The sequence below is a fragment of the methane-oxidizing endosymbiont of Gigantopelta aegis genome (genome assembly GCF_016097405.1).
Classification (GTDB): Bacteria; Pseudomonadota; Gammaproteobacteria; order Methylococcales; family Methylomonadaceae; genus Methylomarinum.
This window is the reverse complement of sequence record NZ_JAEHGD010000001.1, coordinates 1,208,433-1,232,828: the sequence shown is the minus strand read 5'-3', so window position 1 is coordinate 1,232,828 and position 24,396 is coordinate 1,208,433. Positions and strand designations below refer to the sequence as shown.

Genomic DNA, 24,396 nt, shown 5'->3' with positions numbered 1-24,396 from the left:
TCCGTTTTCTACGGACGCATTAGATACTTAAAAGCTTACAGCTTGTCGGCATTTTCAGCCAAGTACTTCGCAACACCTTCAGGGCTTGCATCCATACCAGACTCGCCTTTATGCCAACCGGCTGGGCACACTTCGCCATGTTCTTCATGGAACTGTAAGGCATCAACCATACGCAGCATTTCATCCATGTTACGGCCTAATGGCAGGTCGTTGACAACTTGGTGGCGGACAACGCCGTTCTGATCGATCAGGAAGCTGCCACGGAAAGCGACGCCACCTTCAGCTTCGACATCGTAGTTTTTGCAAATTTCATGGGTAATATCGGCCGCCATAGTGTACCGGACAGGACCAATACCACCTTCGTTGACAGGTGTATTACGCCATGCGTTATGGGTGAAATGAGAGTCGATAGAAACAGCGATGACTTCAACACCACGGCTTTTGAATTCATCGATACGATGATCCAATGCGATCAATTCACTTGGACAAACAAAGGTAAAATCCAATGGATAGAAAAAAACAACCGCATATTTACCACGGGTTGCTTCAGCAAAGTTGAATGAATCAACAATCTGTCCGTCACCTAAGACTGCGGGAACGGTAAAATCAGGGGCGGGTTTACCTACTAGAACGCTCATTTACTCTCTCCAATTAAATTTACAAAACAATGAGTTACAGCATATTCGCATAAGTACCTGTATGCGATTTCAATATTCTACACCAAAATAGTAGGGATTAGCGCACAAAAAATCAATTTTTACTTGATTATTTTCGTTTTTTGGCGATAATTTGTAGTCAATAAATTACAAAGATAGCAATAGAAGTCAGTTGCTTTTACTTAACATCGTCAACCCAACGTGGTTGTTATTATAAAAAAGATATAAATACTATGGCAAAAGTAAAACATATTACTGAGCCGGATGCGTTCGGCTATCAAGTTCGAATCGTAAGGCGCGGAAAAGAAAACAGTCGCTATTTTTCACACAAACTGTGGGGTAACAAAAATAAATCCCTGCAGGCGGCAATCGCCTGGCGTGATCAAATGCTCGTAGTTTTAAAGGGGAGTCGAACACGTTTTTTAAAGCCACCTAAAAACAAAACCACAACCGGTATTACGGGTGTTTCCAGAACCATCAAATATGATCATCGTAAAGATAAAAGCTATCTTTGCTATACCGTTTTCTGGGTTAAAGACAATAAATCGCGCAATAAGACCTTTCAGGTCGGGAATGTCGAAACCGTCACCGCAGACGATGAACTGCACGCCTTCAGAACTGCCCGTTTGTTTCGCCATTGTTACGAGCACGCCATCGATCACGATTTACAATTTGATGACAGTGTTTTTGCCGGCTGGAAGAAAAAACGCTTGTACGAAGATGCAACGCTGAATGCGGTGTATTAGACGTGGACGTTAATCATGAACAGGGATAGGCGATGACTGATATAGGCTTCACACCTGGAAGGCGGCCATTTTCGTTTCGACTTTGATTTACAATGAGCCACGGCTGTGCCGAGTCCATATGTGACGCGTGTATTTTTTAAAAGAGTTACAGAGATTTTTCTGATCGTAAATAATCAATCCACTGCTGGGCGACTCTTTTTTGTTTACGATATTTCGCCGCCTGTTGAAACGCCTTGAGCGCGGCTTGCCGGTGACCGGCTTCATACTGGCTGATACCTAACAACACATAAGCTTGGCCGGGGTTTCTAAGTCCACCTTTTTGCAGAGCCTTTTGGGTGGCTACTATGGCTTTCGGCCAGTTTTCCTGCTCGACATAGATTTGCGCCAATTGTAGATAAAGTTTGCCTTTCGGGCTCAGCGATGAGGCTTTATTAAGCGCTGTGATCGCTAAATCGGATTCTTTGGCCATTTGCCAGAGGTTAGCGAGGGTTTCCCAGTTTTTAGCTGTTTGTCGGATGCTGCCATGGTTAAAACCTTGTTGCAGCAGTCTGCCAGCTTTATAGGGGGCGCCGATATAGGTGATGAGGTTGATGAGGTTCAACTGTTCTTTCTCGCTTTTTAAGCGTCCGCTCAAGTAACGTAAATATTGCACACTAGCGGCTTTTTTATAGTGTTTGAGTTGTTGTAAAACAGATGCGAATTGTGCCCAATAGTCATCATTGTCAGGATACAGTTGCATCAGTTTTTTTAAGAGTCCGGCGGCACTTCGGTAATCATCCAATTCATAATAGAGCGCCAGGTTCAGTTGATACCAGGATTGGGGGGGCTTTTTGCTTTGTTGAATGGCGCGCTTAATATGCGGTAAAGCTTTGCGGTATTGTTTGAGCTGCGCATAGGCATTGGCCAGCATGGCAGAGGTTTCAGCGTCAAGATCGCTGGTTTGGGGCAGAGTTTTAATCGCCAGTGCGTACTGCCCGGTCGCCATGTACAGCTGGGCTAGATTAAGTCTAGCCTGCAAGGTTTGTTCAGGCGGCAAGACATTTAGGGCTAAGGCTTGTTTAAGATATTTGGCAGCCATGCTGTAGTTGTCTTGTAGAGCGTATAGTGAAGAGAGTGAGCGCAAAACAACGGCTTTTTCATAGCCATCGATATTTTTCAGTAGCTGTTTAAGTTCTCGTTTGGCGCTTGGGTAAGCTTTCTTACCAATCTGTTTTTCAATCTGAGATAATTTTTTATAGACATAGGGCGAAACAGAGGGCGCTTTTTGCTTTGCGGCCACGCTATTGAAACAGATGAAAAAGCCTAGCAGTAACAGCCGAGTTCTCATTTTTTTAATTTGAATTTGAGGATTTGTACCGCACGTTGCTCAAAGGCAACGCCGTCGATAACTTTGGGTTTAAATTTCCATTTACGAATAGCGTTCAGTGCGGCGCGATCAAAAATATCGGCCGGCTGTGATGCCACCACGATAGGGTCTTTGACCGTGCCTTGTTCGGTAATGGTAAACTCTATTTTTACCCAGCCTTCAATTTTTCGCCGAGCGGCACGCATGGGGTAACGCGGCGGGATTCTGACCAGTGGAATGACATTAGTGCTAATTTTCCCTTGCCCCATGTGTATGCCAGCCACGACGGAGCCTGCAAAACGACTGCTATCCAATGGAATATTCAACGCCGGCATATTCATCTGCAGCGGAGTGGCCTGGGTATTGATGGCATTGCTTTGAACGGTGTTGACGACCGGCTGCGGAGGAGGCGGTTGTTTTTCAGGTGGCGGCTCTTTCAGTTTGCGCTGTTTGGTCTGCGGCTTGCTGTCTTTTTTCAGACGGACAAACTCGGTCATCTGCAAATCGACGACTTTTTGGGTTTTGTGCTGGTCGGCCTGGATCATCCATTGCATTAACCAAAACAATGAAAATGCCAGAATTAGGCCGAGACCGAAGGCAAGCAACAGGCGTTTCACGGGTTACCGACCTCGGTTGCAATGGCGGCGTTGGTGATACCCGCCAGACGGATTTGATCCATGACTTGTGTCAGTCGGTCAACCGTGGTGTTCTTGTCAGCGGCAATGATGACCGAACCGAGTGGATTTTCCGCATGCAAACGGGCGACATTAGCTCTGACGGCACGAATGTCTACTTGTCGTTTATCAATCCAGACATCGCCATTGGCTTTGATGGCAACGATAATATGACCATGTTCTTTGCGAGTTGCGGTTTGCGCCGTTGGGCGATTCACGTCAATACCGGATTCTTTAACAAAGGATGTCGTGACGATAAAAAAGATGAGCATGATGAATACAATGTCCAGCATCGGCGTCATGTCGATGTCGGCATTTTGTTCACCATTAGAACGATAAGATTTACGACGCATAAGGATCAGTGAGTTTGAAGGGAATCGGTTAAGTGATGAGTCTCGTCATCGATGCGTTGCTCGAGCAAGCGGTTGAAATACAGCCCGCCAATGGCAATGACCATGCCCGCCATCGTGGTAATCGTAGCTTGGGAGATACCGGCGGCCATAGCTCTGGGGTTACCATTTCCAGTGATGGCCATGGTGTCAAAAACATGAATCATGCCGGTGACGGTGCCCAATAAACCTAGCAGTGGGCTTATTGCCGTCAGCATTTTAATAATGGGCATGGTTTTACGCATATCGACCACCGCCTGGGAAATCAGGTAACGACGGAAATAGCGGGCATACGGCGATTTTTTATCATGCCGCTGCTGCCAGCTTTCTAAATACTGCTGATAACGTTTTGGATAATCGAGTTTGAAGAATAACAGGCGTTCAATAATCAAAAACCATAACAGAAAGGACACCCATAAAATTACGGACAGGATGATACCGCCGGCCTGTAAAAATTCACGAATCAATTCAATTTGTTCAAACAAAAACTGCATTATTTTCCCAGTCTGCGGGTGATGATACCCGCGCTTTGTTCGTCAAGAATCTGAACCAATACACGACTACGCGCGACCATCAGGCTATGTAAAAACAATAAGGGGATGGCGACGCACAAACCGAGCATCGTCGTCACTAAGGCTTGTGAAATACCACTAGCCATCAATTTTGGGTCGCCGGTACCAAACAGGCTGATGGCCTGGAAGGTGGCAATCATGCCGGTTACGGTACCGAGCAGCCCTAACAATGGTGCCACAGCGGTCAATAATTTAACCAACGATAGCCCTTCTTCTAATTTCGGTACTTCACGGGTAAGCGCTTCATCGAGAATCAGCTCCAGCGTTTCGGTATCTTCATGTTGATTTTGTTCAAGCGTTTGTAAAATACGGCCAAGCGGGTTGTCATCGTGTACTTTTTCGGTAAGCAGCTGTTGTTTTATTTTTTTGCCAATCAGCCCTAGCATCAGCAGACGATACAAGGCATAAACCAAGCCGAAGGCACCAAGTCCCAGGATGATATAACCAATAATGCCGCCTTGATCGATGCGCTCAAGAACATTGGGTGCTTGCACCAGCATGCTGAGGATGACGCCGCGGGTCGGGTCAATGCCTAAGGCAACTGGGCCTGTTTTAACCTGGGTGAATTGTTTAGCCAGATCGACATATTGCTCACCCGGTTGCCGGGCTAATTCGAGTAAACGGTGAATGTCGTAATCGTATTGCAAATAATGACCATTCGAGGCCAGGATATTGAATACACCGATACGATAAACTTTACTTTGTTGGGTTTCACCACTTGCCGTTTGTATTTCACTGTCGAAATAAACCACTTTGCCGGATTCGGTCATTTCCTGTTGCAGCAAGAACCAGAGTTCTTCGAGTTGTGTAATGGTTGGCAGGGCTTTGCTGTCGGCCAGTTGTTTCAATCTTTCCGGGCGTCTAGGTAGCTGCGCTGAAATGACAGAATGTGATAAATCAACGGCTAAATCGCCTGCAGCTTGTCGCGCCACGCCAAATAATTCGCCCAATTCACCACTGCGGTCATTGAGTTGGCTTTCCAGCTCGGCCAGGCGTTTTTCATTTTCTTCTAGCTGCGCCTTGAGTTTCTGGCTCAAGGATTTTTGATAATTCAGCTGTGCCTGGGCCTTTTTCAGTAATGCCTGCTGCTGAGCCTTTTCTGCCAGAAAGCGAGCTTCACGTTGCTGGTTTATCTTGGCTTCGCTACTGTGTTCCCGCTTTACTTTTTGCAGTAATTGATCTAAGTCCAGGTGTTTGGCCGAGGCGGAGAGTGTTAACACATTGAGGACAATAAAAAGAATAATTTTCATTGTGCCGCCTCCGCTGCAGGAACCGGTAGAGTGAGTAAATCGGGCGCCATTTGTTTACGCGCAATACGCAGTCCTTTGCTGACCGGGCTGCGATATTTGCTGTCCAAAATCTGCCATTGTTTGGTTTCTTTATTCCAGAAGCCGGTTTCACTGCCGTCGAGTCGTTGAAAATAAAGTGCGACCCGGCCTAAACGTAAAAAATCGACCGAACTGGTTTTACCGTTCAAGGTAAGGTCACCCCGATAGGCTTCGATGGTCTGACCAAACTCATTTTCAATTTGATAGGCTTCCAGAATACGGCGGTATTTTTCTGCATTGCTGATATCGGCACGTTGCATCATTTGCTGCAAACGCTCAATGCGTTGTTTGCGCTCTTCAGGCAGAAAGGGTAAGTCCAATGCGACAAATTGTGCCAAATTATCAAGCATGTTTAAAATCAGCGGTACGATTTCCTGTTGAGTCGTATCGATATTGTGTAACTGTTGCTGCAGAGAGGCGAGTTCTTGTTGTTGCGACTGCAGCATATTTTGTAAATATTGGTTGTATACTTTCAAGCTTTTGGTCTGATGCAATGCTGCGCGATATTGATTTAGCATGCTTTGCGTTTTATCACTGATGCGGTCAATTTTTTGTTGCGATTTGGCTGCAGCTTGCAGTGTTTTGGTTTCGACCTGGACGGCTTGTGATAAAGGGTTGGCTGATAAGGTCGGCGCTATGAGCGATGTGAATATCAGCGCCAAATTGAAGCGACGTGTTGTTAAGAAGTCCATATCAAAATAGTCAAATTTAGGAAAAGTCAAGACTAACATAAATCATAATTGTGATGCTACATTTTGTCGCTTTTAAAACAACATAAATTGAATAAAACAGGTAAAATAGAGGGCTTTGTTGGAGAGTTGTCTGGTCATCAGCGCCAGTTAACGCCATTTTATTACTCTGTATCTTTGAATTTATCAATAAACAACCATGTCCAGTCGATACAATATTGATGATTTAAGAATCATCAAAACGCAAGAAGTTGTGACCCCTACACAGGTCCATTCAGAATTACCCATCAGCGATAGGGCCGTGCAAACCGTGATGGATGCGCGTGCCGAAACCCATAAAATATTAAGTGGGGAAGATGACAGGCTACTGGTTGTTGTCGGGCCATGTTCTATCCATGATCCGGATGCGGCGCTGGAATATGCCGAGAAACTCAAAATGCTGAAAACAGAATTAAAAGATGATTTGCTGATCATCATGCGCGTATATTTTGAAAAGCCCCGCACAACCGTGGGCTGGAAAGGCTTGATCAATGACCCTGATCTCAATAACAGCTTCAATATCAATAAAGGCCTGAGAATGGCACGCAAGGTTTTGCTGGGAATCAATAACCTGGGTATGCCCGCGGCGACCGAATATCTGGATTTGATTACGCCCCAATATGTTTCCGATCTAATTTCATGGGGGGCAATTGGCGCACGAACGACAGAAAGTCAGGTACATCGTGAATTGGCTTCGGGTTTGTCTTGTCCAGTCGGCTTTAAGAATGCAACCGACGGTTCATTCAAAATTGCCATCGACGCTATCAAAGCAGCAATGAGTCCGCATCATTTTTTGTCAGTGACTAAAGAAGGTCGTACCGCTATTTTTTCCACTAGTGGCAATGAGGATGCTCATATCATCCTGCGCGGTGGTAACGATGCGCCTAATTATGATGCGGTGAATGTGGAAAAAGTGGCCGAAGGTATGGAGCAGGCTGATTTAAGAGCCAATATTATGATTGATTTCAGCCATGCCAACAGTTTGAAACAATTTCAACGGCAAATGATCGTCGGCGAAGATGTGGGGGAACAGATCGCCAGTGGTGATAAACGGATCATTGGTATTATGGTTGAAAGCCACCTTAAATCCGGTCGTCAGGATTTGATTGAAGGACAGCCTTTAACGTATGGTCAAAGTATTACCGATGGCTGCCTGGGTTGGGATGATTCGGAAACGCTGCTGAAATATATAGCGGAGAAGGTACGAAAAAGGCGTACGGTTGCGGCATAAACCCAGCACCTCGTTCTGAAGGGCAAGGCTTTCTTAAGGAAATTTCAATTGCACCTTTTCATCCCCGCTATTAATGACGAGGTGCTGGGTAAATATGTATGGATTTAAATGAGCAATGAGTAAATAAAGATGAAAATAACTGTAAATGGTGAAACTAAATCGTATGTTGAAAAAGTCACCATCGCTAATGTCATTTCTGAATTAGGCTTACAAGGGAAACGGATTGCGGTTGAATTGAATAAGGAAATTGTGCCGTATGATCAATATGATGCGCATCTGTTGAATGATGGCGACAGGTTGGAAATTGTTCAGGCTATCGGTGGTGGACAGGATGATAGCTTCACCCTTGCGGGCAAGCGATATCAGTCGCGGTTACTGGTGGGCACGGGTAAATATAAAGATTTGGAAGAAACCCGTCTGGCGATTGAAGCCAGTGGTGCGGAAATCGTCACCGTGGCCATTCGGCGTACCAATATTGGCCAGAATAAAGACGAGCCGAATTTGCTGGATGTCATTTCGCCGGATAAATATACTATTCTGCCCAATACGGCCGGCTGTTTTACGGCGGAAGATGCGGTTAGAACCTGCCGGTTGGCGCGTGAATTATTGGGTGGTCATAAACTGGTCAAACTAGAAGTGCTGGCCGACCAGAAAACCTTGTTTCCAGATGTCGCAGAAACCTATGTCGCTGCAGAACAGCTGGTTAAAGATGGTTTTGATGTCATGGTTTATACCAACGATGATCCGATTGCCGCCAAACGACTCGAAGACATTGGTTGTGTTGCGGTGATGCCGCTAGCGGCGCCGATTGGATCTGGGCTGGGTATTCGTAATCCTTACAATATTCTGACTATTGTTGAGAATGCTAATGTTCCAATTCTGGTTGATGCCGGTGTAGGAACGGCATCAGATGCAGCGATTGCGATGGAGTTGGGCTGTGATGGCGTACTGATGAATACCGCGATTGCGGCGGCGCAAAACCCCGTTCTGATGGCGTCGGCGATGAAAAAGGGCATTGAAGCCGGGCGTGAGGCCTTTCTAGCCGGCCGTATGCCACGCAAACGTTTTGCGTCAGCTTCTTCGCCTATTGACGGTTTATTTTTATAACATCATGTCGGATAAACCGATTGAACAGTGGCGTATCCGCAGTTTTATCCGTCGACAAGGACGGGTGACGGCGGGGCAGAAAATGGCATTGGAATACTATTGGGATGATTATTGCCTGGATCCTCAACAACCATTAAATTTGGAAACGGCTTTCGCTAATACCGCACCGATTATTGTTGAAATTGGCTTCGGCAATGGTGAAAGCCTGGCGCAAATGGCTGAAAACAATCCTCAAAATAACTATTTGGGAATTGAGGTTCATCGTCCAGGTGTCGGTCATTTGTTGCGTTTACTGGCCGAGAGAAATATCGACAATGTGCGTGTTTTCCATCACGATGCGATTGATATTTTGCAACAAAAAATTCCTGATAACACCTTAGCTGGCATACATTTATTTTTTCCAGATCCCTGGCATAAACGCCGGCATCATAAACGACGTATCGTTCGACCTTCGTTTGTTGAATTGTTGGAAAAAAAATTACAGTCCGGTGGCTATTTTCATGCGGCGACCGATTGGGAGCATTACGCTAAAGAGATGTTGAAAACCTTGTCGGCCAGTACACGGCTGAAAAATATGGCTGAAGACAACCGTTTTTGTCCGCGCCCGGATTACCGGCTACTGACTAAATTTGAAAAACGGGGTTTACGCTTAGGGCATGGGGTTTGGGATTTGATTTTTACCCGTCTTTAGTAGGGCTGTACCATATTACAGAGTCAAGATTATGGGAGCTGTGGATTCAGGTGTAGTTTTATCTGGAAATGAGTCAAAAATTGTATCTAAGATTTATTAACTGATGTTACGCAGCGGCACTTCAATCTCATTCCCATAATTTTCCATTCACCATTACCGTGAAAGAAAAAGTCATCTCTAGCTTCTCAGCAATTCCCGCTCGTCTTGTAAACCTTGGTGTATAAGAGATTGAAAAAATATGTTTCGTAAACTTTTTGCGAAGATCACTCCATTGCTGGGTAGTGTCAAATTTTCAGCGGGAATTGCTGCTGGCTTCTATCTTTTATCGACACAGAGATCACAGAGCACACAGAGTTATCGTTTGTATCGTTTAATTCCATTGACTGATCTGGATTCATTTAGTTATTAACGACTCTGTAGAAACATTTGTTGCTCATCCTTGTCGCACGGTTTCATTCTCTGTGTTCTCAGTGGTCTGAAGTGTCTATATTTGTTCCTACGCAGGAGCGTGGGAATGAGGGAAGAGTTATTGCGTAACATCAGTTGGTAATGAAAAATGGTGCTGTACTTGTTGCACAAGCCTGAAAAATCAATACCCTACGCCCAGTGCTTCTGAAGGGGCGAGTAGTTACCAATAAATATAGTATCTGTGGGATGGGTTTCGGCTCCCGTCTCTTGATAATGGCTTTTTGCTCTGCATCCATGCAGTCTTACCCATTCTCATCTATTACCTTTTAATTTAATGCAAAGCGAGTTCTTTTTCTTGCTGCGTATCAGGCAGGTCATTGATGTGCATGGTTTTCATGATAGTGGCAAGTTCCTGGCGCTGAGTTTTTAATTGCGCTAATTCTTGTTTGAGCTGGTTGATGTTTTCTTCTACATTGCCTTTCGACTCGGTAATTCTACGCAGCATTTGTAAACGGTTTTCAATTTGTTTCTTATGATCTTTGATCTGGTGCATCAACGGTGTCAACACGCTGTTGCTCCAGCTTGCGGCATCTTTTTGCGCCTGTTGCATGATCTTGCGTGCTTTGGCAATTAATGTGCTATAGAGCTTATTGACAACAATACTTTGCTCGGTCAAGGTCGTTTTTGTGCTGTTGCGGAATGCTTCGCCTTCTTCAAAAATCTGCTCTAGTTCAAATTGATATTGTTTGATGGAAAACAGTTGCGGCTCTATTTCTTTAAAGCCGTATTCATCCTGGAATTTCTTGTGGATTGCTCGCACCAGGCGGCGTGTTTCATTGGTAATATCGACAGAGTCCTGGAGTAAATCGCGTAATTCATCAAATAATTTACGCATACTTTGTTTCATGCCGTAAGTGGTTGTCAACGGCCAAAATAATTGAGCCAGTTTCGGCCATTAATATTGAGCCACTTTTCCAGAGAAATAGTTATTTGTTAAGTTTAGATTTCAGTCGATAACTTTCGCCTCCCAGCATAAAAATGTGTGAATGATGGATGAGCCTATCTACAATCGGCACGGCCACATTGTTGTCGAAAAAGAACTCACCCCAATTCGTAAATTCTTTGTTGGTTGTCAGGATGATTGAGCGGTATTCATAGAGCGCATTGATCAATTGAAACAAGTTGTGCATACCTTGTTTATTCATCGGTAGATAACCGAGCTCATCAATGATCAACACATCAAATTTGAGTAGCTGATTGATTTTCTTTTTCAACTCGCCTTTGAGTTCAGCTAATTCCAATATTTCCATAAGAGCCAAAGCCGTGTTGAAGCTGACTTTATAGCCTGCATCAATCGCTTTAAGCCCCAGACCAATAGCCAGATGCGTTTTACCCACACCTGGCGGCCCGATAAAGACGACGTTATCTCGATTATCAATAAAGTTAAAGTCACACAGGCTATTCATTTCACGCTTGCTGATCGTGGTCTGAAAGCGATAGTCAAACTCTTCCAGGCTTTTATGCAAGGGAAAACCTGATCGCCGTCTGTTTTGTTCAATACGTTTACTGTTGCGTTGATTTTCTTCATACTCAACCAGACTTTGTGCAAACTGTAGATAAGAACTTTCATTTGCCTCAGCTTGGCTTAATAACGGCTCAAGATGTTCTGCAATGGCTGACATGCGTAGGCTTCGGAATTTCTGGGTGACCTGATCAATGGATGACATGGCTCTCCTTGACCGCCAGGGTGGCCATTTAGCGCAGCATAATGCGCTAATGCACTATTACCCTGATTAACTTGATCCTGTGTGACTTGCTGACTCTGTGAGTCGTTATTTTTCTCTGGGTTTTGTTGGAAAGCCAGCAGACGTTTCTCTTAACCCTGTTGCTGTTAAGCGCGGTGTATTGATCAATCGTGATAAATGTTCTGCTTCAATAGCACCATATTGTTTGCAATACGCGCTGACTATTTGTTTAGCGCCCAAAAGCTGGTCTTTATATATTTTGGGTGAGGTCGTTTTAAGTAAGGCGCATAAAGCCTGAGTCTGCTCTGTGTCACCTAAAATGTGTAAAAGCTCAGCTTCTAAGTCTTTTATCCTCTGGGCTTTATCACGGTAATGATCGGTGTTCTTGATGACTTGACCTTTCTCGATGCTGATCAGGTGTTCAGCAATTTTGTTACCTGTTTCTAAATCACTGATGATTAACTGACCTGTTTCGGTTTTGACACCGACACGGGCACTTTGATAGGCCATCGGCACGGAGTATTTATTGGATTGCCAAGCGATAAGTCCTGTTTTATCGGCTTTACGTGTAGCGACAGTACTTGCTGAATAAGACGCTATACAGGAAGGTGTCAAATAAGGCTGCATATGAGCCTGTTCTGACTGATCATAATATTCTCTGGGTTTTTACCTGTGCTGCCATGAACACGTTGATTAGCGGTATTATCCAACCAGTCAGAAAAATACTGTTCTAATTCATGCCAGCTGGCAAAGCTTTCACCATAGAGCCCATTGTTTTTGGCATACTTTACACCTGCTTCAACCTTGCCCTTGCTTTCTGGGTCATAGCCTTCACAGGCATGAATACGAAATCCAGCGGCGGTTGCATACTGAGAAAAAAGCTGATTAAGGTTTAATTCCCTGAAGGTTTCACTGATAACCACCAGTTTAGTTTGATCATAAACACATTCCTCAGGCATGCCGCCAAAATAACGGAAGGCGACATCATGCTGTTTGATCAACATCTCGGTATTAATCGGCTTATTTGATAAAGATACATGCATTAAACGAGAATAAGACAATACGAAGACCATTAAATAAACGGTGGTTTCAACACCATTAATCATCACGCCACGCAGTTCACCGCCATCAACCTGACATTGTTCGCCAGGCACCATATCTATGACAGGCTCATAGTAACGGGCTTGCTTAAAACTGATTTCTTGCTTCAGTGCTTGAATATAGCGTCTGACAGAACGATCTGACACGCTCAGTGTTTCAACCTTGGCCTTCAGTTTACGTAACACTTTAACCGCTGATAAATCGGGATAGGTTTGCAGCAGTTGAATAATGTAGTCCCGATATTCATCTAGTTTCTTAGTTCTATCGGTATCGGACAATATCTCAGTAATTTCTGTTTCTGGCATGTTGAGATATTTACTGACGGTATTGCGAGAAACACCCAATTGTTTGGCAATCTTACGCTTCGATAAACCATTGCCTTGATTGTGTAATGCTTTGATCTGATGAATCACGATCCACTCCTTCATAACGTTCCCTAGATAAATAGAGGGACTGTTACAGCTTTAATATAAAAAAGAAAGTCTGGAAAAGTGGCTCAATATTAATGGCCAGTTTTGGCTCAGTTTAAATGGCCATTAACAGTGGTCAGGCTTTTGCTCATCTCCTGTCGTGATGATTTGATGATCTCATCAATTTTTTCCTTGGAAAATGACTCGACTAACATTTTAGCCTGGACGCTAAATACCTTCCGGCTGGCCTGGAAATTTTCCACGTTGCTCATGTATGCATTTTGCTGGTCCCGTGTTTCGGCCATCAATTTGGCCGTCATTTCATGGTTTTCAAAATCCATTTTCTGGAATTCTTCCAGCTGTTTGCTTGCATTTTCGAGTTTGGTGTTACATAGGTTTAGCGATTCATTCACCAAAAAACCAATTTTATTACTGATAGTCTGCAGTAAGATATCGCGCCGTTGCATCAGGATGTCATTAGATAAATAATGCTCCAGCTTGTCCAGTCGGCTTTTCTGCAGCAATTTAGGGTCGGATTTTATTTTGGCTAGTAAGGCTTGTTTGGCCGAGACCGGGAAGATGACATCTTCGTTTAAACCTAAAATGCTGGCCGATGCTTCGACTTGTTTATCGATAGCGTCTTCGTAACCTTCTTCTCCGGCCAGATCATCCCACATGGCATCAATCTTGTTCATGACGACAGCAAGGCCCTGTTTGCTGTGTCCGCGAGAATTACAAACATGATTCTTCCACATTTCAAGATCGCTTTTCGTTACCCCCGTATCGGCGGCCAGCACAAAAATGATGGCTTGTGCATTTGGCAACATGCTCAATGTGAGTTCAGGCTCTGTGCCAAGCGCATTCAGGCCCGGTGTATCCAAAATACAGAGGCCTTGTTTTAGCAAGGGATGCGGAAAGCTGATCAGCGCATGGCGCCAACATGGAATTTCAACCGTTTCAGGATCGATAATGCCTTGCTCGGCTGCTTCTCGTTCATTCCATAATCCCAATTTTTCGGCGACTTCCCGCGGCACCTTTTTAGTGGCGACCAGTTCTTTAAAGGCCTTTTGCATTTGTGTGGGCGAGTCACAATCCAGCTCAATTTGTGTCCAACGCTCAGGGTTGTTTTTAAATTCGATCAGGGACACATCTTCGAGTCGGCTTTCAATGTTTAAGAGTCGAATATAGCTGCCGCCTTTTTCATCCCAAAACATCTCGGTGGGTGACATGGTGGTACGGCCTGGCGAAGACGGTAGTAAACGAACGCCCGTTTCAGAAAAAAACAAGGCATTGATCAGTTCGGTTTTACCGCGGGAAAATTCTGCGGCAAAAGCCAATGTGATCTTGTCATGTTGTAGGCCGCTCAATATATTGAGTAGGGTTTCGGTACTATGAGGGTCATTCAGTTTGTAACGAATACGCCATTCAACGTACATTTCTATCGCTTGAATAAGCTGTTCACGCCAATGGGAATATTCGCGTAACTGATCTGTAAATTCCGGATTACTCATAGCAAGCCTTTTCCAAATGGACCGTATTTAATGTAATGGAGCGGGTTTTACCCGGTTGTCAATAAGTGTAGCCTAAATCATAAATTTTTTTGCAATGAGAGGTTTTACACGCCAAATTTTTCCTGATATTGCCTTATTGCCGGTAAATTTGCCTGAAAATTGGGAGACAGTTCAAGAAATTTTACAATATCAGAGAGTGAAATAATGCTAATAACTGGCATGGAAAATTGTTCCTCGACTTCCTGGATAGCCGATTTTTCGTTTGTGCCTTTTTCCTGGCGATCCAGCGCAATCAAAACGCCAGCAGGTTTAGCGCCAGCTTGTCGAATAATTTCGACTGATTCACGTACCGAGGTTCCGGCGGTAATGACATCATCAATAATTAAAGCATTGCCAACTAGCGGTGAGCCGACAAGGTTGCCGCCTTCGCCATGGTCTTTGGCTTCCTTGCGATTGAATACAAACGGAATATCGTACTTTTGTTTGGCATAGGCGATAGAGACTGTGCTAACTAGAGGGATACCTTTATAAGCCGGCCCATATAAAATATCTATATCCATATTCGATTCGATTAAGGCCTGCGTGTAAAAATAACCAAGCCGTTCGAGTTTTGCTCCAGTATTGAATAACCCGGTATTAAAAAAATAAGGACTTATGCGGCCTGACTTTAGTTGAAATTGGCCAAATTTAAGAACGTCACAATCTAAAGCGTATTGAATGAATTCTTTTTTGTATGTTTGCATAAAAAGTCGCTGAAAAAGCAGCCATTTTAACCCGAAATAGAAAATTGCGCAGGCCCAGACGTGTTGATGCAAAACCAGGCTTGTTTCTCTACGAAGCGTATAATCAGCGCTTGGCTACTATTTTAGCTAGTTTCTGACTATACTGATGCAGTATAACTATCGATGGAAAGGCTTTTGCTTTACCCGGATATTGCACCAGAACAAGGTGTTAACAGCTTTCCTGGTTTTTATTTCGTATTTGAACCCGCGACTGAAAAGAAGGAATATTATGAAAGAAATATGTTTTGTTTTAGCCGCATGTTTTGCGGTAAGTGCGAATGCCGAAATATATAAATGTACTGATGACTCGGGGAATACTTCGTATCAAGCTAAGCCATGTCGAGAAAAAAGCCGGGCTTATGCCCTTGATACAAGAACCGGTTCTCATGTTGCAGTCAAGGCTAAGGAAGACCAAAAGTTGCAGCAGGAATTGAAACGGCAACAACAGGAACAGGAAAAACAAAAAAAACGACAACTAGAGCAGCAATGGAGTGCAGCAGCAAAAGTCGAACAAGACATAACTTTGGCGTTGATCCAGAAAAATCCAAAGAAATTTTCTATTTACGCAATTCCTCCTTACCAAATAAATCAATTACCACCGGTCGCCCAACAATTTAAGCCTCGTTTACCTGATATTGAAAGACTGAGAAGACTGGCGGCACAAAAAGCTCTGGCGAGTGGACAATGCACGCGGGTGGAATCGGATCAACTGAGTCCGCGCAGCAAAAAAGGCAAACTGATAGTGCTTGTCGATTGCAGCAGTGGTAAGAGTTTCTATTTTAGCGAAACCGAATTACTGAAAAAATAATGTCATCTCAAACTATTTTTATTACCGGTTGTTCCAGTGGTATTGGTTATGCAACTGCGTTGGAATTGAAAAAACGCGGTCACAGGGTTATTTGTTCTGCGCGAAAAGTAGACGATGTTGAGCGTTTGAACAAGGAAGGCTTTGAAGCCATACAACTGGATTTAGCGCGCTCTGACAGTATTCAGCGAGCCGTTGCAGCTTTATTGAAGATGACAGACGGTGAAATAGATGCCGTATTTCATAATGGCGCTTATGGTCAGCCGGGTGCAGTTGAGGATTTGACGCGCGATGTTTTGAAGGCGCAGTTTGAAACCAATTTTTTTGGCACCCATGAGCTGACCAATCTGTTGATTCCAGTTATGCGTCAACAAGGTCACGGGCGCATTATATACAACAGCTCGGTTCTAGGCTTTGTGCCGATGCGCTTTCGCGGCGCTTATAATGCCAGTAAGTTTGCATTGGAAGGTCTGGCTTCAACATTAGGCTTGGAGCTACATGGTACCGGTATTCATGTCGTGCTTATCGAGCCGGGGCCTATTGAAAGCAAGTTTAGGCAAAATGCTTACCGCATGTTCAAGCGCAATATTGATGCTGAAAATAGCGTTCACAAGTCTGCTTATCAGGAAATTGAACAGCGTTTGCAACAACAAGGTCCGGTCGTTCCATTTACATTGCCGGCAGCGGCTGTTGCGACTAAAGTGATTCACGCGGTCGAGTCCAAGCGACCTAAACTACATTACTATGTGACCTTTCCCACCTATTTGTTCGGGTTTTTAAAACGTATCCTGCCTGCTGCATGGCTGGATCCTATTCTCAGATCGGTATAGTGTGTGTGCTGGTAATCCTTAAAAATTATGATAGAATCGCCGAAGGCATTTGACTCATTGGGTGTTCTTGAATGTCTTAAGTGCTAATTAAAAAAAACAATGATGAGGTTTTACATATGAAAATTTTGAAAAGTGCAATTGTTGCATTCTCTTTGGCTTTAACTTTAGGCTCTTTCTCAACATCAGCGGTTGCGTGTGAAGATGGACGGACGTGTTATACGCCAGAACAAGCCATTGATATGGTTTTACAAAATATTAAATCAGCGATGGATGCTATTGATTCAGGCTCTGAAGGTGAAGTCGTTGCGGCTTTAATCAAATCTGCCAGCGATGCATCTAAAGAAATCAATGCTAATGATGTTGTTGACAGAAACCGTCAACGTGCAAATGGTATCTTGAAAAAAGCACGTAAAGAAGCTAAAAAAGAGCAATTACAAGTTGCAGAAGAGCATTTAAAACAAGCCAAGAAAAAATTCGAAGCTTTAAAAGGCATGCTCTAAACCGTTCTGCTGATCAAGTCGATGGGGTTTTACCCAGCACCTTGTAACGCGCCTCACTATTGATGGCGAGTATGAAATGTGTTTTTTAGAGCAAGGTGCTGAGTTTACGCCCCATCGTTTTTCTGTTTTTTATCCGCATACAATTCAGAACTCCCATCCAAATCATCCGTTTCGCTATAAAGTAATACCGGCCCTGGGTTTAACAGCCCTGCCTCAACAACCTTGCAAATGGCCAGTTTATGATCACCTGCATCACAAAAATGGCTGACGCGACAATCAAAATAGCTCACACTTTCGGATAAAACCGGCGCACCTGTTTGCGCTTTTTGCCAGGAAAATCCGGCCATTTTATTTTTAAGACCTGTGGTGCCGAAGTGTTCGGCAAGAGGGTAGTGCTGTTTACCGAGGACATTGACGGTACAGATTTTTCCCTGTTGTAGAATATCCCAGGAGTAATGTTCCGGGTTTATGCTGATGCATAATAAAACCGGGTCAAAAGACACTTGCATGACCCAAGCGGCAGTAAATGCATTTTCTCGTGTGTCATCTTTAACGCCAATAACATAAACACCATGACTGATGGTTTTTACGAGTTGGTCTATTGATTTATCCATAGTTTTCCATCCTGATTCGCATTGAAAGATCAATGGCGCGGATATTTTTGGTCAGTGCGCCGATGGAGATGAAGTCAACGCCGGTTTGTGCAATCTGGCCGATGTTTGACAAGGTGATATTGCCGGATGCTTCCAGTTCAATCTGTCCTGCGTTTCGTTGTACTGCGGTATGCAAATCGCCAAGAGAGAAGTTATCGAGCATGATTCTGTCAGGCTTTGCCTGTAATGCCTGGTCAAATTCAGTCAGGTTTTCAACTTCAATTTCAACCTGCACATCGGCGATTTGCCGGGCTTTTTTAATAGCCTGGGCAATAGAACCTGCCGCCAGAATATGATTTTCCTTTATCAAAATAGCATCAAACAAACCAATGCGATGATTTAAGCAGCCACCACAACTGACTGCGTATTTTTGTGCCATTCTCAAGCCTGGAATGGTTTTACGGGTATCGAGGATTTTGCAATCGGTATTGGCAACCGCATCGGCATAGCGTTTTGATTCTGTTGCGGTGGCTGAGAGCGTTTGCAATAGGTTTAACGCGGTACGTTCCCCAGTCAATAAGGCTCGGGCCGGTCCTTTTAAGGTACATAGTACAGTGCCGGCAGGAATGGATGTGGCCTCTTGAATGTGCCAATCAATCTGTATGTTTGGGTTTAAGTGATGAAATACGGCGTCAAACCAGGCCTGTCCACATAAAACAGCAGGCTGTCGGCAAATAACTTGTGCTTCGGCAAACTGCTCGGGGGGGATAATTTGAGCGGTTAAATCACCATCGCCAACATCTTCGTCCAGATAGCGGCTGATTTCTTCAGAAGTCGGTTGTATATTCATTAAAGACTGAAATGGAATTAAAACTGCATTATTATAACGCGCTATTAAGCAAACATCGGATTTACCTTCGTGTTTATAAACCAGCATTATTTATCGCCCGCAACAGTTGTTGCATCACCTAACTTTGACGACCGGCCGGACCTGGATGATATCTCCTTATTGGTCATTCACTGTATTAGTCTGCCACCGGGTCAGTTTGGTGGCAATGCGGTCGAGCATCTTTTCTGCAATCGGCTTGACCCTAAGCAACATCCCTATTTTGAAGGAATTTATACCTTAAAAGTATCCGCACATTGTTTGATTCGGCGTGACGGTGAGATTATTCAGTTTGTCGCCTTTGACAAGCGGGCGTGGCATGCAGGGATATCGTGTTATCAGGGGCGTGAGCGTTGTAATGATTTTTCCATTGGCATAGAGTTGGAAGGCGACGAGAGAACGCCCTATGAAGCTATTCAATATCATAAATTAGCTCAGTTGAGTGCTGTGTTATTGGCAGAGTATCCTAAGTTGCAACGCCAGCACATTGTCGGGCATAACGATATTGCACCCGGCAGAAAAACAGACCCCGGAGACAGTTTTGATTGGACGCGGTTTAATGACTGTCTGGATCAGCAGCTTTACAGGCATTCGATAAAATCTACACTATGACAGCTTAAATTCAAGTTGCCAACGTATCCATTAGATCAATCATAAATTCGGTTTCTTCATCGTCCACTATTTCCCAGGCACTAAACCCTAAGCTTTTCAGAATAGAGCTGCCTTTTTCATCATGATGCATCGAGGTTAATAATTCTGTCATGGCTTCGCGTTGATGCTGAAACTTAGGGCCAATCATCAGTGCGTGATGAATGACGCTGATTTGACTGCGCACTAGAACCTTAAGTTGATTTTTAATCAGATTGGAAAGGTCATCAAAGGCTTCAGCCAGGAAAATACCGACATCGGCTTCATTTTTTAAGAGATGTTTGGCAACAACGGGATAAGAGTCTGTTAATACAGGCGTAATATTGTCACTGTCCAGGTCGGCCGGCTCTAGCATAATCATGCCCATCAGCCGAACATCTGGGTCGTCGGTGTAAGCGACCCGAATCCCCGGTTTCAGATCCTCCACGATATTAACATCAGAGCTGTCGGCGACGGCGATAATTGCTTCATCGGATTCACCTGCCGGTTTGGCGACGGGTAGAAAGCCTTTTTCGCGTACCAGCATGGCCGCATCGTAAGGGTTGGCGTAAATCAAATCAATTTGGTCTTTTTGTATGGCGCTATGTAGGCTGGTGAAATCATTGAGTATTTCCAGATGAATAGCCTGTTCGGTTTGTCTTTGCAGCCAGGTATTAAAAATATACCAGCCAGATAGATGGTCAGGAGAAAAGTCGGGACTGACGGTAAACATATAAGACATAACAGACTCCGTAGCTTAAAACAGGGTGGGGTAAAGTTTGATGCATTCTTCAACTTTTTTGCGCGAGGGCTTGCGCCGTACCGAAGTATAACCGACCACAGCACCTTTCCGAATATTTGGAATCACAGTCGCTTTTACCCAGTAAAAACCACCATCCTTACGTAGATTTTTTACAAATCCTTGCCATTTTTCACCCTTTTGAACGGTGTCCCATAAGTCCTTGAAAGCGGCGGGCGGCATGTCCGGGTGTCGTAAAATGGAATGTGGCGCACCGATAAGTTCCTCTTCTGTATAACCTGACATTTCGACAAAGGACTTGTTGACATGGGTGATATTACCGTCCAAGTCAGTGGTTGAGACAATCAGTTTTCCATCGGGATAAGGTGTTTCAATATCGGTATAAAGGATTCTGCGTTTAATTGAGTTATAAAGCTGTAAATAAACTTCTTTGAAGTCGCCGACTATATCGTCGGGTTGCATATCATGAATCATAATGCGTCCCCTTGACTTACAACAGTTCAGCGATACTTTGTGCTGCACGTTTGACATCCAGAAAAATCAACCCCAGCTTGGCATTGGCTTTTGCCATAACAGTGAGCACGGCTTCGTTTCCAGCATAGGTCATCAAAACATAGCCATGGTCGCCTTTGATCAAAACTTGCTCCAGCGTACCGCGATTCAATTCTTGTGCGGTTCTGTCGCCTAATGACAGCATGGCAGCGCTCATGGCACCGACCCGGTCTTCATCGAGTTCAGCGGGTAATACTGAGGCCATCATTAAACCATCCGTCGAAATAACCCCGGAAGCTTCAATGTCACCGGATGTACCATTTAATTCAACCAATATTGAAGTCAACATATCGGATTTCATTTAATTTCTCCTGCTTAATTTATGAGTGAGTGGATTCTGTTGTCGTTGCTGCATAACGGATGCTTAATGTCCAGACCAGGCTGACAAAGTCCGGATGATTAAAAAAAGGCGTTCCTGCGATGATCAGCATAAAGCGATAACGACCAATATAAAGCGGCCAGAACCCCAGTTGATTATTGCCGTAGGCATTGACAATTCCCCACGCCTGACTCGCTAGGCCTAAGTTGTTTTTTAACAGGCCGGAGCGACGCTTGTGAATAATTGCCAGTTCCGCGCTCAGCGCCGATAATTCTTCGGCTGTTTCGTGCGGGAACCCTTGACTACCAAGGTAAAACCCCTGCTCATCTGCTAGCAGTGATTTTTTCTGACTGGAAAAAGATGCCAAGATAGTGGGAAGAAAGTCTTCCAAAGTTGTATCCGGGGCGGTCAGAGGTTTTTTTAAACCCTGTATCCAGTCTAGTTTTTGGCAATGCTGTAATACGTTTAAAGCGTGCTCCTCGTCAGCGGTTTGCATCAAGTGTTTTAAAGTGTCGATCGACAGGGCTGGTGTTATGCGTTCGTTGAGTAAATGTTGTAAGAATTGGCGGCTTTTATTGTTTTCGTGTTCAGAAACACAAAAATAGGCACCGGTCGGTGAAGGATAAAGGAATAGGTCTTCAGCCAAGGTCAATTTAGCCATTTAATTATCTCCCTCAATACCGGGGTCAATCGAGAACAGTAACGATTGAACGAGTATGGAAACATCGCGAGAATTTCTGGCATCTACCGCAAAAACCGGATACGTGGCTTTAAGCTTTTTGAGTTCTTGATGGTATTGTTCGATAGTGGGTGTCGCTTTCAAATCCATTTGTGTCACACCGATAGCGACACTGGTTTGCTTGATGAAATCATCAAAGGCATTGATGAAAAAATTCAAATCCTGAAACGGATTTTTACGGCTATTGTCCAGTAACAAGATCAATCCAATTCCACCCTCGGTTAGAATATCCCACATAAAATCGAAACGCTCCTGCCCCGGTGTGCCATACAAATGTATCTTGTCACCATCTGGCAGGTTCATAACACCATAATCCATCGCAACCGTGGTTTCGGCCTTTCGGCCCTTTGTCATATCGGAAGCCGTTGCATCGGTTTTGACAGGAGCAATATCACTGATGCTATTGATTGCCGTGGTTTTACCGGCACCGACAGGTCCTGTGAAAATTATTTTATGCTGTATCATCGTGATTTTTAGCGCGTAATTTATTTAATAGTTTGCTTAACAAACCGCTTGCGTTGTTCTTCTTTTTCGTTTTTTCCTCAGGACCAGGTTTTCGCTCTATCTGGGCGACTAGGTTTAATGCCTGGCAGCCGCTGATAAACACAAATACATACTGTGCCCCGATATTAAGTGTTTTGGCTACATCCAACATGGACTGTGGTTGTTGTATCAATAATGCGGTGATTCTTAAGGCATGGGGGGTAATCACCAGCCGGGTGAAATTAGGCCAATGTTTTAAAACAATCGGTTTTGTAGGGTCGAGTTGTTGCGGATAGCGTCCCTTCGATGTCCAGATCGCCAATTTCCATAAAAAACTTTCTTCATTCTGAAATTTGTCGCTGGCTTGGTTGACTTTTGTTTTTTGCAAATTGACCGGTAAAATGCGAACTTTGCCCTCTGAGGTACGGCTAATTTTTAGACCGGCGAAGGCACGTAATTGATGCTCGTTGGCATCTAGCCAGATTTCATGGCTGTGAGGAAAGATAAGTAAAGGCCGCCAGCTGGCATCGACTTGCAAGACCTGTTTCTTGTGATGAGAAATTTTAATTGCATTATAAACATAGCCTAAAAAATAATCTTCGGGTGAGAAACAGGCCTGAGCTATTTGCGCAGGATCTTTGATATCGATTGTTGGTATTAAGCCGATAAAGTGGGTGAAACCTTTTTCATTAAACTCTTCTGCTGGGCGAGTGTGATTTTCAGGTGGCTTGATTGGCGAGGCAGGCTTTTTGTCTACCGTTGCAGGTAGCACTGTTGCCTGGGGTGTAGAGGGCTTAGACGCAGCTTTAACTTGTTTTTTTTGTATGGTCGGTTGCTTTAATTGCAACTGGCATTGCATGATAATCTGAATAATCCTTTCTCTGGTCAAAGGCTTTTTCAGAAACAGATAATCATATTCGATTGTATTTGGCTTGTTTTTCAAGGATGTTATCACAAAGATTCGCTCAGGATGTTCTGCGCGTTGTTTTGCAAGTATTTTATCGCCACCTGCAAAATCAATATCAATTAAATCGACATCCGGGCTATCGGCATCGTTTACAATTTTGATGTGTTCAGAAATCTGCTTAAAAAAAAGGCATAATATTTTATGCGTGCTGTGTGGAACGCCGTGAATGGCGATTTTTATGCTTTTGTTATTCTCACGCTGATTCATGACGGGTTATCGTTAAAGTATTGTTGCAGTTGTTGCCATTCCGCGATCAATGGTCTATCTTTTTGTTCAGCCTGTGTGAGAGTATCTAAAAAATGCTGACGGTTATCGGTCGATCGATAAATCTGTAGTAATAGATGCTGGATGTCTTCGTTATCATCAGTAAACAGGGCTTCTTCGAGCAGCGTCATGGCGTGATCGACCTGGCTGTATTCAAGATAACGATGAGCGAGCGACAAGGTATCGTCGGAATCATCAGGTGAGGCTTGATACTGTGTTGTAATAAGTTCATGTTCTGCTATCCGGCCTGTGGCAAAGAGGCTGTATTTTACTGTTTGTAGCGTATGCAGATGATTTACGTCTAAAGCATGTTCCAGTAAGGTACATTGCTGTGCAGACAACAGGTTGTGACTGCCGCTTATCATGCGTTTAATTAAGGCCTGTCCCTTGCCATGAAGAATAATTAATAAATCTGTGAGGGCGGCGAATAAATGATCGGCTTGTTTGTGAGCAAAACAGTAATAAATGCGTTGAACATGACAAAGCAAATCGTTTGGTTTTCTGGAAATATGATGCAGCATCGTTTCCAGCTCAGGCGATGCGTTTTCATAAAAAAAACAAGTTCTGAATATAAAAGGCCGCTCTTCAGCCGTTTTACTGCTGTTGTGAGATTCTTCAATAACAGAGAGGCTAAGCATCGATAAACC

Annotated in this window: 26 protein-coding genes and 3 pseudogenes; 8 read left to right on the top strand and 21 right to left on the bottom strand. The window is 44.1% G+C overall.

Going from position 1 to position 24,396, the window contains the following annotated elements:
- Positions 1-35: 35 nt before the first annotated feature.
- Entirely contained in the window at positions 36-638 is a 603-nt protein-coding gene (locus tag JEU20_RS06185) for a peroxiredoxin (protein WP_198244266.1), read from the bottom strand.
- A gap of 251 nt (positions 639-889) precedes the next feature.
- On the opposite strand from JEU20_RS06185, the gene JEU20_RS06180 reads away from it, so the two are divergent.
- Entirely contained in the window at positions 890-1,402 is a 513-nt protein-coding gene (locus tag JEU20_RS06180; RefSeq protein ID WP_198244264.1) for a hypothetical protein, read from the top strand.
- Between the two features lie 145 nt (positions 1,403-1,547).
- On the opposite strand, the gene JEU20_RS06175 is transcribed toward JEU20_RS06180, so the two are convergent.
- From JEU20_RS06175 to JEU20_RS06150, 6 genes are read right to left on the bottom strand one after another with little or no spacing between them, the layout of a single operon-like run.
- Positions 1,548-2,729 carry a tetratricopeptide repeat protein gene (locus tag JEU20_RS06175; protein WP_198244262.1) on the bottom strand — a complete coding sequence of 394 codons (1,182 nt, stop codon included), beginning with the start codon at positions 2,727-2,729 and terminating at the stop codon, positions 1,548-1,550.
- Positions 2,726-3,301 (bottom strand): energy transducer TonB, encoded by a 576-nt coding sequence (locus JEU20_RS06170; RefSeq protein WP_198244260.1) that lies wholly within the window; start codon positions 3,299-3,301, stop codon positions 2,726-2,728. Before JEU20_RS06170 ends, JEU20_RS06175 begins: the two co-directional genes overlap by 4 nt.
- A gap of 59 nt (positions 3,302-3,360) precedes the next feature.
- Positions 3,361-3,774, bottom strand: a complete 414-nt coding sequence (locus tag JEU20_RS06165) for an ExbD/TolR family protein (protein ID WP_198244258.1) — start codon at positions 3,772-3,774, stop codon at positions 3,361-3,363.
- Between the two features lie 5 nt (positions 3,775-3,779).
- Positions 3,780-4,304, bottom strand: coding sequence for a MotA/TolQ/ExbB proton channel family protein (locus JEU20_RS06160; protein ID WP_198244256.1), 525 nt, complete (start codon positions 4,302-4,304; stop codon positions 3,780-3,782).
- Entirely contained in the window at positions 4,304-5,632 is a 1,329-nt protein-coding gene (locus tag JEU20_RS06155; protein WP_198244254.1) for a MotA/TolQ/ExbB proton channel family protein, read from the bottom strand. The genes JEU20_RS06160 and JEU20_RS06155 overlap by 1 nt, the downstream gene beginning before the upstream one ends.
- Positions 5,629-6,432 (bottom strand): DUF3450 domain-containing protein, encoded by an 804-nt coding sequence (locus JEU20_RS06150; RefSeq protein ID WP_245395129.1) that lies wholly within the window; start codon positions 6,430-6,432, stop codon positions 5,629-5,631. The genes JEU20_RS06155 and JEU20_RS06150 overlap by 4 nt, the downstream gene beginning before the upstream one ends.
- 166 nt (positions 6,433-6,598) lie before the next feature.
- On the opposite strand from JEU20_RS06150, the gene aroG reads away from it, so the two are divergent.
- The 3 genes from aroG (at position 6,599) to trmB (ending at position 9,467) form a co-directional block, all read left to right on the top strand.
- Positions 6,599-7,669: a 3-deoxy-7-phosphoheptulonate synthase AroG gene (gene aroG, locus JEU20_RS06145; protein WP_198244252.1), complete on the top strand. Its 1,071-nt coding sequence runs from the start codon at positions 6,599-6,601 to the stop codon at positions 7,667-7,669.
- Between the two features lie 129 nt (positions 7,670-7,798).
- The gene (gene thiS, locus JEU20_RS06140; protein ID WP_198244250.1) at positions 7,799-8,776 is read left to right on the top strand and encodes a sulfur carrier protein ThiS; all 978 of its coding nucleotides are present in this window, start codon (positions 7,799-7,801) and stop codon (positions 8,774-8,776) included.
- 4 nt (positions 8,777-8,780) lie between these two features.
- A complete protein-coding gene (gene trmB, locus JEU20_RS06135; RefSeq protein ID WP_198244248.1) occupies positions 8,781-9,467 on the top strand; it encodes a tRNA (guanosine(46)-N7)-methyltransferase TrmB in 687 nt (228 codons plus the stop codon).
- Positions 9,468-10,206: 739 nt separating this feature from the next.
- Here trmB and JEU20_RS06130 read toward each other — a convergent pair.
- The 5 genes and pseudogenes from JEU20_RS06130 to pyrE form a co-directional block, all read right to left on the bottom strand.
- Positions 10,207-10,794 (bottom strand): annotated as a pseudogene (locus tag JEU20_RS06130) (dynamin family protein); the annotation flags it as partial.
- Positions 10,795-10,861: 67 nt separating this feature from the next.
- Positions 10,862-11,602, bottom strand: coding sequence for an IS21-like element helper ATPase IstB (gene istB, locus JEU20_RS06125; RefSeq protein WP_198244246.1), 741 nt, complete (start codon positions 11,600-11,602; stop codon positions 10,862-10,864).
- Positions 11,596-13,134, bottom strand: a pseudogene (gene istA / locus JEU20_RS15840) (IS21 family transposase); the annotation flags it as partial. The gene istB and the pseudogene istA, both read right to left, overlap by 7 nt.
- A gap of 128 nt (positions 13,135-13,262) precedes the next feature.
- Positions 13,263-14,642, bottom strand: a pseudogene (locus JEU20_RS06115) (dynamin family protein); the annotation flags it as partial.
- A gap of 104 nt (positions 14,643-14,746) precedes the next feature.
- Positions 14,747-15,385, bottom strand: a complete 639-nt coding sequence (gene pyrE / locus JEU20_RS06110; RefSeq protein WP_198244242.1) for an orotate phosphoribosyltransferase — start codon at positions 15,383-15,385, stop codon at positions 14,747-14,749.
- Positions 15,386-15,575: 190 nt separating this feature from the next.
- On the opposite strand from pyrE, the gene JEU20_RS06105 reads away from it, so the two are divergent.
- The 3 genes from JEU20_RS06105 (at position 15,576) to JEU20_RS06095 (ending at position 17,559) form a co-directional block, all read left to right on the top strand.
- Positions 15,576-16,232, top strand: a complete 657-nt coding sequence (locus JEU20_RS06105) for a DUF4124 domain-containing protein (RefSeq protein ID WP_198244241.1) — start codon at positions 15,576-15,578, stop codon at positions 16,230-16,232.
- A complete protein-coding gene (locus JEU20_RS06100; RefSeq protein ID WP_425356683.1) occupies positions 16,232-17,059 on the top strand; it encodes an SDR family oxidoreductase in 828 nt (275 codons plus the stop codon). The genes JEU20_RS06105 and JEU20_RS06100 overlap by 1 nt, the downstream gene beginning before the upstream one ends.
- An 80-nt stretch (positions 17,060-17,139) precedes the next feature.
- Positions 17,140-17,559: a hypothetical protein gene (locus JEU20_RS06095; RefSeq protein WP_245395126.1), complete on the top strand. Its 420-nt coding sequence runs from the start codon at positions 17,140-17,142 to the stop codon at positions 17,557-17,559.
- 104 nt (positions 17,560-17,663) lie between these two features.
- Here JEU20_RS06095 and JEU20_RS06090 read toward each other — a convergent pair whose 3' ends face one another.
- Both JEU20_RS06090 and nadC read right to left on the bottom strand, forming a co-directional pair.
- The gene (locus tag JEU20_RS06090) at positions 17,664-18,173 is read right to left on the bottom strand and encodes a flavin reductase family protein (RefSeq protein ID WP_198244238.1); all 510 of its coding nucleotides are present in this window, start codon (positions 18,171-18,173) and stop codon (positions 17,664-17,666) included.
- Positions 18,166-19,002 carry a carboxylating nicotinate-nucleotide diphosphorylase gene (gene nadC, locus JEU20_RS06085; RefSeq protein WP_198244236.1) on the bottom strand — a complete coding sequence of 279 codons (837 nt, stop codon included), beginning with the start codon at positions 19,000-19,002 and terminating at the stop codon, positions 18,166-18,168. The genes JEU20_RS06090 and nadC overlap by 8 nt, the downstream gene beginning before the upstream one ends.
- 69 nt (positions 19,003-19,071) lie before the next feature.
- Between nadC and ampD the strand changes: the two genes are divergently transcribed.
- Positions 19,072-19,650: a 1,6-anhydro-N-acetylmuramyl-L-alanine amidase AmpD gene (ampD, locus tag JEU20_RS06080; protein WP_198244234.1), complete on the top strand. Its 579-nt coding sequence runs from the start codon at positions 19,072-19,074 to the stop codon at positions 19,648-19,650.
- 10 nt (positions 19,651-19,660) lie between these two features.
- Here ampD and JEU20_RS06075 read toward each other — a convergent pair whose 3' ends face one another.
- The 7 genes from JEU20_RS06075 to JEU20_RS06045 are packed head-to-tail and all read right to left on the bottom strand — an operon-like array spanning position 19,661 to position 24,387.
- On the bottom strand, positions 19,661-20,407 hold the full coding sequence (locus JEU20_RS06075) for a phosphate/phosphite/phosphonate ABC transporter substrate-binding protein (RefSeq protein ID WP_198244232.1): 747 nt from the start codon (positions 20,405-20,407) through the stop codon (positions 19,661-19,663).
- A gap of 15 nt (positions 20,408-20,422) precedes the next feature.
- Positions 20,423-20,899, bottom strand: a complete 477-nt coding sequence (locus tag JEU20_RS06070; protein WP_198244230.1) for a PAS domain-containing protein — start codon at positions 20,897-20,899, stop codon at positions 20,423-20,425.
- A gap of 16 nt (positions 20,900-20,915) precedes the next feature.
- Positions 20,916-21,278, bottom strand: a complete 363-nt coding sequence (locus JEU20_RS06065; RefSeq protein WP_198244228.1) for a roadblock/LC7 domain-containing protein — start codon at positions 21,276-21,278, stop codon at positions 20,916-20,918.
- A 19-nt stretch (positions 21,279-21,297) separates the two neighbouring features.
- Positions 21,298-21,957: a hypothetical protein gene (locus JEU20_RS06060; protein ID WP_198244226.1), complete on the bottom strand. Its 660-nt coding sequence runs from the start codon at positions 21,955-21,957 to the stop codon at positions 21,298-21,300.
- On the bottom strand, positions 21,958-22,500 hold the full coding sequence (locus tag JEU20_RS06055; protein ID WP_198244225.1) for a GTP-binding protein: 543 nt from the start codon (positions 22,498-22,500) through the stop codon (positions 21,958-21,960).
- Positions 22,487-23,692, bottom strand: a complete 1,206-nt coding sequence (locus tag JEU20_RS06050) for a hypothetical protein (RefSeq protein ID WP_198244223.1) — start codon at positions 23,690-23,692, stop codon at positions 22,487-22,489. The genes JEU20_RS06055 and JEU20_RS06050 overlap by 14 nt, the downstream gene beginning before the upstream one ends.
- Positions 23,689-24,387 (bottom strand): hypothetical protein, encoded by a 699-nt coding sequence (locus JEU20_RS06045; protein WP_198244221.1) that lies wholly within the window; start codon positions 24,385-24,387, stop codon positions 23,689-23,691. The genes JEU20_RS06050 and JEU20_RS06045 overlap by 4 nt, the downstream gene beginning before the upstream one ends.
- Between the last annotated feature and the right edge of the window lie 9 nt (positions 24,388-24,396).